General features: G+C 71.1%; 9 protein-coding genes. 4 read left to right on the top strand and 5 right to left on the bottom strand.

Annotated elements, in window-relative coordinates:
- The 3 genes from ACFU99_RS22345 to ACFU99_RS22335 all read right to left on the bottom strand — a co-directional run.
- Nucleotides 1-2,746 (bottom strand): caspase family protein (locus ACFU99_RS22345; protein ID WP_384394632.1); only part of this gene is annotated, 2,746 nt, incomplete at its 3' end.
- Nucleotides 2,712-3,092, bottom strand: a complete 381-nt coding sequence (locus tag ACFU99_RS22340; protein ID WP_384394630.1) for a hypothetical protein — start codon at nucleotides 3,090-3,092, stop codon at nucleotides 2,712-2,714. The genes ACFU99_RS22345 and ACFU99_RS22340, both read right to left, overlap by 35 nt.
- Nucleotides 3,093-3,400: 308 nt before the next feature.
- The gene (locus tag ACFU99_RS22335) at nucleotides 3,401-4,930 is read right to left on the bottom strand and encodes a helix-turn-helix domain-containing protein (RefSeq protein WP_384394628.1); all 1,530 of its coding nucleotides are present in this window, start codon (nucleotides 4,928-4,930) and stop codon (nucleotides 3,401-3,403) included.
- A gap of 91 nt (nucleotides 4,931-5,021) precedes the next feature.
- On the opposite strand from ACFU99_RS22335, the gene ACFU99_RS22330 reads away from it, so the two are divergent.
- The 3 genes from ACFU99_RS22330 to ACFU99_RS22320 all read left to right on the top strand — a co-directional run bounded on the left by ACFU99_RS22330 (nucleotide 5,022) and on the right by ACFU99_RS22320 (nucleotide 7,033).
- Nucleotides 5,022-6,050 (top strand): DUF1648 domain-containing protein, encoded by a 1,029-nt coding sequence (locus ACFU99_RS22330; RefSeq protein ID WP_384394626.1) that lies wholly within the window; start codon nucleotides 5,022-5,024, stop codon nucleotides 6,048-6,050.
- 1 nt (nucleotide 6,051) lies between these two features.
- Nucleotides 6,052-6,411: a GntR family transcriptional regulator gene (locus ACFU99_RS22325; RefSeq protein WP_384394624.1), complete on the top strand. Its 360-nt coding sequence runs from the start codon at nucleotides 6,052-6,054 to the stop codon at nucleotides 6,409-6,411.
- Nucleotides 6,412-6,499: 88 nt separating this feature from the next.
- Nucleotides 6,500-7,033, top strand: a complete 534-nt coding sequence (locus ACFU99_RS22320; protein WP_384394622.1) for a GNAT family N-acetyltransferase — start codon at nucleotides 6,500-6,502, stop codon at nucleotides 7,031-7,033.
- A 71-nt stretch (nucleotides 7,034-7,104) separates the two neighbouring features.
- Here the strand turns inward: ACFU99_RS22320 and ACFU99_RS22315 are convergent, their stop codons facing one another.
- Nucleotides 7,105-7,800, bottom strand: a complete 696-nt coding sequence (locus ACFU99_RS22315; RefSeq protein ID WP_384394620.1) for an alpha/beta hydrolase — start codon at nucleotides 7,798-7,800, stop codon at nucleotides 7,105-7,107.
- Between the two features lie 177 nt (nucleotides 7,801-7,977).
- Here ACFU99_RS22315 and ACFU99_RS22310 point away from each other — a divergent pair, with 177 nt between their 5' ends.
- Nucleotides 7,978-8,472, top strand: coding sequence for a MarR family winged helix-turn-helix transcriptional regulator (locus tag ACFU99_RS22310; RefSeq protein WP_384394617.1), 495 nt, complete (start codon nucleotides 7,978-7,980; stop codon nucleotides 8,470-8,472).
- A gap of 84 nt (nucleotides 8,473-8,556) precedes the next feature.
- Here the strand turns inward: ACFU99_RS22310 and ACFU99_RS22305 are convergent.
- Nucleotides 8,557-8,924, bottom strand: a 368-nt coding sequence (locus tag ACFU99_RS22305) for a class I SAM-dependent methyltransferase (RefSeq protein WP_384394615.1), incomplete at its 5' end; no start/stop codon positions are given.

Here is an 8,924-nt window from a genome sequence, read left to right as displayed (position 1 = left end):
CCCCACCGACGGTCAAGGTGGCGAGGGCGGCGGTGAGGTAGCCGAGAAGCGACACCGGTCCCACGCTCAGCCACGTGCCGTGCCCCAGGATGAGCGTCACGATGCCCGCCATCGTGCCTACGGGCAGGTTGAGGTTCCGTCGCCGCCCGCTGCCGCGCACGCGAAGACGCCTGCGCCGACTCGGGTCGAGGTCACGGAACTCCGTGATGGCCCCCACCACCGCGCCGACGCTGGTGCCCACCAGGGTTCCGAAGACGATTCCGCCGACGACGCCGGAGAGCTCCGCCCCGTAGACGTACCCGCCGGGGCCGAAAACCACCATGCCGCCGAGCACTCCGAGGACCAGGCCCACCGCCGCCGTCATGAGGACACGAGGCCAGGCTGGCGCCCACCACTGCATGCGGCGCCAGTCGATGCTGCGTTCTCCGCGCCGGGCCATGACGGCGGCCAGGTTGCTGAGCCACTGCTCCACCTGCTCCGGCGCGTAGGAAGGGTGGGCGGCGGATGGATCCGAAGCGCCGTAGCGCACCGTGATCAACCGGCTGAAGAGGTACTCGACCACCTCGTCCCGCGACCCGAACCGCCCCGGTACGAGCATCTCGTCCACGTCGGCGATGCGGTCGTCGGGAAAGGCGTCCCGCATGAGCGTGAGCGTCAGCGGCGTGTCCAGGGCCGCGGAGACGACGCTGTCCTGCTGCTCGCCGAGGTGCGCGATGAGCCGCTGCCAGGGCTCCGGGGGCGGCACGGGCTGGCAGTGTTCGAGGAAGCCGACCGCGTCGGCCCGCGTCACCGTCGACAGTTCCAGCGCCGCCGCCCCATGGAGGAGCCCGGACCGTACGGCTTCCTCGTACTCGCGCGGGCGGGAGAAGAGCATGACGCGGTACACGGCCCGGCGGTCGATCTCCCGGAGCGCGGCCTGGCGCAGGGCGGGCGCCATTTCGTCGAAGCCGTCCAGGAACAGGGAAATACCGCCGTCCTCGACCAGATGGGCCGCGCTCTCGCGTGCGAAGAGGTAGTCGTCCGTGAGCCGGGTGATCAGCCAGCCGTTCAGGTGCCGGCCGTCCCAGCCCACGACGCTCAGCAGCACCGGTACGGGGCAGCTCGCGCGCTCGGCCGGGCCGAGCCCTCGGCGGTGTTCCAGGGCGCGCAGCACGGTGAGGACCGCCGCGTCGGACTTCCCGCTGCCGGGGGCGCCGAGGACGACGGCCCGGCCGGAGCGCAGCCCGCCGTAGACATGGAAGAGGCCCTGGGCGCCTCCCTCCCGTACGGCGCCGGCCTCGGCCGTGCGGACGCCCGGGATCAGCGGGATCAGGAGCGGGTCGTCGGCGTTCCCGAAGGCCGACGACTCCGGTCCCGTCACCGCGCGCCGCGACCATGTCCAGCGCAGCGGGATGGGCGCCGGATGGAGCCCCCGGTCGAGCGCGGCCCGCCGCCACTGCTTCTCCACCGTCGCCGCGAAGGCGTCGAGCATCGCGGCGGGCGAGAGCCGGTCGGGCTTCTTCGCGTCCGTGGGTACGAGTCCGGGGTGGGCGTCTTCTCGGCCGTGGGCCGGGGCCCCGCCGGGTCGGCCGGGAGAGAGTTGGGCCGCCGCGTCGCCGCCACCTGGCTCGTACGGCTCGTACGGCCGTACGTCCGCCGGCCCGTCCCCGGCGGCGGGCGGTGGTGGAGAAACCACCCGCGCGCCCTTCGAGGCGGTCCGAGCCCCGCCGTCCGAAAGGCCCTCCAAAGCCCGGCGCGCGGCAAGGGCGACGCGCGGAGCGTCTTCCTCCGCGATGACCTGTAATCGCTCCGAGGCCGCCAGTACTCGGGCAGGGTCGTCGCACGCGAGCCACTCGGCCAGCTCGTTCACCGCACCGAGGCGTACGTACGGACGCCCGTCCTCCAGCGCCTCGATCAGCCTCGCAGGCAGCGGGGCCGCGCTGACCGGCACGCCCGCCGGATTGCGTGCGAGCCAGATCGTCCCCTCGCCGCCGAACAGCCAGCGCTGCGGGGTCTGGTTGTGGTTCCGCGCCTGTACGTAGTCGAACGCGTACTGATATGCGTCCTCCACGGACACCAGGCCGTCCCGGTCCAGATCCGCTGCGCCGGTGCGCAGGCCCTCGACCAGACCGGCCGTGAACACTGACGCGGTGTTCAGCGCATCGCCCGCGGTCCCGCAGGAGCCGGTGAGCAGCGATGCTCCCTCGAAGGAGTACTCGCCCTCCCGAGAGGCGGTCAGCACCATCCGTCCGCGGCCCCGGCTGGACAACTGCTCCTCCAGAAGCAGCCCGTCGCCGACGGCCTTCGCGCCGAGGGCGAATCCGCCGGAGAAGCAGCAGTCCAGGATCAGCACTTGGCGTTTGGCGCGGCACTCGTCCAGCCGGTCGGTCAGCCACTTCGACGGCACGCCGGTCGAAGCCAGCAGATCCTTCTCCGTGTCCGAGGCGGCGAAGTACAGCTGCCCGCGACCGTCCTGCACGCCATGGCAGGAGAGGTACACCACCAGCAGTTCACCTGGCCCGCGCCCGCGCAGGAAGTCATGTGCCCCGCGCCGCAGTTGACGCTCGGTCGGGTTGCTGAGCGTGGTGACATGGAACCCGCCCACCTCGGGCGAGCTCAGTACGTCGGCCAGCTCGTGCGCGTCCTGGACGGGGGAGCGCAGCTGCGCCAGCGCACGGTCCTGGTATTCGGATGTCGCGACGACCAGCGCCGAACGCGGGCCGTCCGACAGTTCAGGTGCGAGAGCCGAGACGTTCGAGGTAGACATCGATCAACTGCTTCTGCTGGTTGTCTGAAATGCCCGTCACATTGAGCCGGACGCCGTCGATCTCGATCTCGGCCGACCGCGCCAGGTCCCGCGCCGCCCACCTGCGAACGGCCTCTACGAGGTGCCGGACCGCGACCGAGACGCCCCTGCGCACCAGCAGCGTGCCGACGGTCGCGCCCAGCCCTTTCGCCCCCGCCGGGAGGCGCTCCATCTCCGCCAACTGGACATCTTCCACGTCGAGTTCGAGGAGCTCTCGGCGCAGTTCCCGTGCCAGTGAGGTCAACTCCTGCGCGTCGTAGTCCTGGTCCGCGGCGACCCGTACCGTGACAACGCCATCCCCGTTCAATCCCAGCCCTCCCTCTTGCCCCCAGGCAGGCCGCTCCGAGGCGGTTCACGCAGAGCACAGGGAACAGCCGGCGTGGCACTCGGGCGGTCCGCCATGAAGGGGCGTGGTGGTCGACACCGCTTGTGTGGTGCTTCGTCGGCCAGTACTACTCATTCTGGCGATCCTCGCCGACGAAGCACAGAGCGCCAGGAGTTGGCGGCGCTACAGCCGCGTCACGGTTCAGCGACAAAGGGCCCGCGAACGCCCCATGTGGCCCACGAAGCGCCCCACGAAGCGGCTGGAGAGGAGAGGGCGGCGGTCCGCGCCCCTCAGATGTCCCGGAACGTCTCGATCTGCGCCCCGATCGAGTTGAGGCGTTCCGCCAAGTCCTCGTAGCCGCGGTTGATCACGTACACGTTGCGCAGGACGGAGGTGCCCTCCGCCGCCATCATGGCGAGGAGGACGACGACGGCGGGGCGCAGGGCCGGGGGGCACATCATTTCGGCGGAGCGCCAGCGGGTGGGGCCTTCCACCAACACGCGGTGCGGGTCGAGGAGTTTGACGTCGGCGCCCAGGCGGGTGAGGTCGGTGAGGTAGATGGCGCGGTTGTCGTAGACCCAGTCGTGGATGAGGGTCTGGCCCTGGGCGGCTGCCGCGATGGCCGCGAAGAAGGGGACGTTGTCGATGTTGAGGCCCGGGAACGGCATCGGGTGGATCTTGTCGATCGGGGCGCGCAGCTTCGACGGGCGTACGGTCAGGTCGATCAGTCGGGTGCGGCCGTTGTCGGCGGGGTATTCCGGGGTGCGTTCGTGGTCGAGGCCCATCTCCTCCAGGACCGCGAGCTCGATCTCCAGGAACTCCACCGGCACTCGACGGATCGTCAGCTCCGACTCCGTCACCACGGCCGCCGCCAGCAGGCTCATCGCCTCCACCGGGTCCTCGGAGGGCGCGTAGTCCACATCGCGGTCGATGTGGCGCACGCCGTGCACCGTCAGGGTCGTGGTGCCGACGCCCTCCACCCGTACGCCCAGTTCCTCCAGGAAGAAGCAGAGGTCCTGGACCATGTAGTTGGAGCTGGCGTTGCGGATGACGGTGACGCCCTCGTGCCGGGCGGCGGCCAGCAGCGCGTTCTCCGTGACCGTGTCGCCGCGCTCGGTCAGCACGATGGCGCGGGTGGGGGCCACGGACCGGTCGACCTCCGCGTGGTACGTGCCGTCCGTCGCCGTCACCTCCAGGCCGAAGTGGCGCAGCGCCGTCATGTGCGGCTGCACGGTCCGGGTGCCGAGGTCGCAGCCGCCCGCGTACGGGATCTTGAACCGGTCCAGCCGGTGCAGCAGCGGGCCGAGGAACATGATGACGCTGCGGGTGCGGCGGGCGGCCTCGGTGTCCATGGCGGCGAGGTCCAGTTCGGCCGGCGGCACGATCTCCAGGTCGTTGCCGTCGTTGATCCAGCGGGCCCGTACGCCGATGGAGCCGAGCACCTCCAGGATCCGGTAGACCTCCTCGATCCGGGCCACCCGGCGCAGCGTCGTGCGGCCCGCGTTGAGCAGCGTCGCGCAGAGCAGCGCCACGCACGCGTTCTTGCTCGTCTTCACGTCGATGGAGCCCGAGAGCCGGCGTCCGCCGACCACGCGCAGATGCATGGGCCCCGCGTACCCGAGCGAGACGATTTCACTGTCGAGCGCTTCACCGATTCGGGCGATCATCTCAAGGCTGATGTTCTGGTTGCCGCGCTCGATGCGATTGACCGCGCTCTGGCTGGTGCCCAGGGCATCCGCGAGATGCGTCTGGGTCCATCCCCGGTGCTGTCGGGCGTCACGGATGAGCTTGCCGATGCGGGCGAGGTACGCGTCTGTCATGCGACAGACGGTATCTCAGATATGAGATTCCCTGCGAATCGACCCTAAGCGGCAGTTGTTCTACTACTATGCAAACAACGGGAGGTTCACTATGACTGGTTCTCGCGCGTCGGCGCCTACCGCCACGCACCGCAGCCCCTGGGCCGCCGCCTTCGCGGCCCTGCCCTTTCTGGCCGGAGCCCTGGTCGTAGCCGGTGTCTACACCGCGCTGCACGCCCGGCTCCCCGACCCCATGGCCACCCACTTCGGCTCCGGCGGCAAGCCCGACGGATTCACCTCATTGGGTGCCATCCTCTGGGTCCCCCTCGTCATGACGCTGGTCACCGGCGCCGTTTTCGCCTCCCTCCACTTCTTCGCCGGCGGCCCGCCCCGCGCCCAGCGCGGCTTCATGGCGATCAGCTATGCCGTCGCCGTCCTCCTGAACTACCTGTCCTGCGCGTTCCTGTACGCCGGCGTCGACGTCGCCGACGGGGCGGACATGCGCTTCCCCATATGGCGGCAGCTCCCCCTGGCGCTCGCCGCCGCCGCCGTGGCCGCCGCGATCGGCTGGTTCATCACCCGGTTCGGTCCCCCGGCCCCCCGGCCCGCGCCCCAGGACGCCCATGCGCCCCAGGCCGCACGGCTCGGCCTCGCCGCCGACGAGCGCGCCGCCTGGACGCGCACCATCGGCTCCCTCTCCCTGGCCCTCCTCGGCGTCGCGGCGGCCTGCGCCGGAATCGTCCTCATGGCCACCGTCGGAGGCTGGCCGGGCGTCCCGCCGCTCCTGCTCGGCCTCACCGCCGCCCTCTTCGGCTCCGTCCGTGTCACCGTCGACCAGGACGGCCTCCGCCTCGCCCCGCGCGTCCTCCCCCTCCCGCGCATCCACATACCGCTCAGCCGCATCGAAGAGGCGCACGCCTGCGACATCCGCGTCTTCAGGGACTTCGGCGGCTGGGGCTACCGTGTGCGGCCCGGCCGCAGCGGCGTCGTACTGCGTTCCGGCGAAGCCATCAGCCTGCGGCTCGCCACCGGCAGCGAATTCGTCGTCACCACCGGCGACGCCGACACCGCCGCCGGACTCCTCAACACCCTCATCGACCGGCGGCCCACCCCCTCGGGTCCCGGTGGCAGCAGGAGCTGACGTGCTCTTCCGCGTCGACCCGGGCTCCCCGCTCCCGCTCGGCGACCAGATCGCCGGATGCGTCCGCGGCGCCATCGCCGACGGCACGGTACGTACGGGCGAACGCCTGCCCGCCGCCCGCGAACTCGCCCGCTCCCTCGGCGTCAACGTCCACACCGTGCTCCGCGGCTACCAACGCCTTCGCGACGAAGGGCTGTTGGAGCTGCGGCGCGGCCGCGGCGCCGTCATCACCGCCGGCGCCTCCCCGTCCCGCGCCCGCCTCATCGAGGGCGCGCGCGAACTGGTCGCCCAGGCGCGGGATCTCGGGCTCGCCGACGACGAGATCCTCGCGCTGGTACGGGCCGGGCTCACGCCCGGGTGAGGGCCGCCAGACCCTCGGCGCGGGGGATTTCCCCCAGATGGGGCGAGGCCCGGTGCCGCGCCCGGCCGGGTGACGCCATCATGCGGGGATGGACTGGAATCCGATGAACGGACCGCCGGCCGTCACGCGGCTCGCGCGGTACACGGCGAGCGAGTTCGACGAGATCAGGGGGGACGTCCTCGACCCCTTCGAGGTCAAGGGGTCCGGCCTGGTCTGGCGTCCCACGGAGGAGCACTTCGGCATACGGCTGGACGGCCGGCTCGTGGCGCACGCGGGGTACGTGCCGGTGCCGCTGTCGGTGGGCGGCGCCCGCTTCCGGGCGACCGGCGTCGGCAGCGTCATCGTCGCGCCCGGACAGCGGGGACGCGGGCTGGCCCGTACGGTCGTGGCGTCCGCGGTGGAACACGGGCGCGGGCGGGGCCTGGAGTTCGGGTTCCTCTTCTGCCGGCCGGACCGCGTCCCCGTCTACGAGCGGCTGGGCTGGCGGCTGCTGAAGGACAACGTGCGGGTCGACCAGCCCGACGGACCGATCGTCATGCCGCTCCGCTCGATGTGGCTGCCGCTTCGGGAGGAAGCGGTGTGGCCGAGCGGACCGATGCGGCTGCTGTCGCTGCCGATGTGACGGATCCGCCCGGCCGCCCGTTCAATCTTCCTGCTTATCAAGGCAATTGACGGTCTGTCGGGTCAGTGGTGTCAGTCCTGGGACGAAGCGATACGGCCGAGCAGGGACGCCAACTCGGCGGGCGCGGACAGGAAGGGGGAGTGGCTCCTGGCGATGCGCTCGACGTGCCCGGTGCGCGCGGCCATCTTCTCCTGCATCGCGGGCTGGAGCGCCCGGTCCTCTTCGCAGAATACGTACGTGGAGGGCACGGTCCGCCACGCCGCCTGGGTGATCGGCTCGTGGAACGACCGCTTGCTCTGTTCGACGAGTTGAGCAATGGCGCGTTCGGCCTGCTCGTCGGTCAGGTCCTGGTACAGCACGTTCCGGGTGTCTCCGAGACCGGGGGCGGAGCCCTCCAGGTCGTCGGTCTGCGGGACGCCGTGCATGCCGCGGGTGTACTCGCCCTCCGCGGGCACGTACGCCGCGAGGTAGACGAGGCGGGTGACGTTCGGGTGGTCCCCGGCAGCCTGGGTGACCGGGAAGCCGCCGTAGGAGTGGCCGACGACGACCACCGGGCCCGGTATCTGCCGCAACTGCGCGGAGATTTCTTCGGCGTCGGCGTACATGCCCGCGCTGGGCGTGGACTGCGGGCCGCCGCTCGGCAGGGCCACCGTGCGGGACTGCCACCCCTCGGCGGCGAGGGCGTCCTGGAGCGGCTCCCAGCAGGTGGGCCGGTGCCAGGCGCCGTGGACGAGGAGGAAGGTCGGGCGGGTCTCGGCGGTGGGCATGGAGGTGCTCCTGATGTTGTTCTGTGACAGGCTTACTGGCAAGTTGACAGTAAGCCTGTCATCCTGGGCGAGTCAAACGCCCGGCCGGATTCCCGGTCGCCTCCGACTCCCGGGCAAACCGCAGGTCCGTACGGCGGGCATGCCAAACTGGGGCGAGTATGAGAGGTGGAATCAGCGATGCCCCGAACGCCGCCGCGCGTCGAAGTCGAAACGGTCAGCGATGCGCACGAGGGGCGGCTTGAGTACGCCCTGTGGCAGGTGAACAGGACCCTGCTGAAGGCCCTCGACGACGAGCTCAAACCGCTCTGCCTCACCATGGCCCAGTACGGCACGCTCAACCGGCTCGCCGTGTACGGTCCGATGTCCGCCGCCGATCTCGCGCGCGACGCCGGGCTGCGCCCGCAGACCGTGGCGCAGAACGTGACCGCGCTGCTCAAGGCGGGCCATCTGCACCGCCGCCGCCACCCGGTCCACAAGCGCGTTCTGCTCATCGAGCCGACCGAGCAGGGACGCCGCGTCTGGGAGGACGCGGAGCGGCGGGTCGCCGCCGTGGAGAAGCGCGTTCACGAGGCGCTCGGCGAGCGATGCCATCAGGAGATGTGCCGCGACGCCTGGAAGATCGTGGACGCGTTCGGCGGCACCCCCGACGAGGCGGCCGGCGAGCGGCCGTGAGCTGTGCGGCGCCTACGGTCCTGTGCCTGCGGGTCGGCTGTGCGGCGTCTACGGGCCTGGGCCTACGGATCGGCTGTGCGGTGCCTACAGGTCGGCGACGCGCCAGACGCCGATCGACTTGTCGGTGAAGTCGTACCGGACGCCCGTATCGCCTTCCTGGGCCACGTACACCTCCGAGCAGTTCTCGTTGATGACATGGCTCGGGGCGGGGAGGGAGAACGGCGCGAGGCAGAGGTTGAGCGAGCGCCAGCCGCCGGTCTCGATATCGGGGGCGTTGTCGGTCCGGTCCGTGAAGGTGGTCGCGGCGAAATACGCGGCGCCGCTGCGTTTGATGTTCTCCAGCGCGGCCCGCACGGCCGCGTCGTCGAAGTGCACCAGGCAGTCCCGGGAGAAGACCATATCGACCTGCGGAAGGGAACTCCGCGTGATGTCGAGGAGGCGGAATTCACGGC

The sequence above is a fragment of the Streptomyces sp. NPDC057654 genome (assembly GCF_042800135.1).
In the GTDB taxonomy this organism is placed as follows: Bacteria; Actinomycetota; Actinomycetes; order Streptomycetales; family Streptomycetaceae; genus Streptomyces.
Note: the sequence above shows the minus strand (reverse complement) of the source record. Positions and strands in the feature narration are given on the sequence as shown.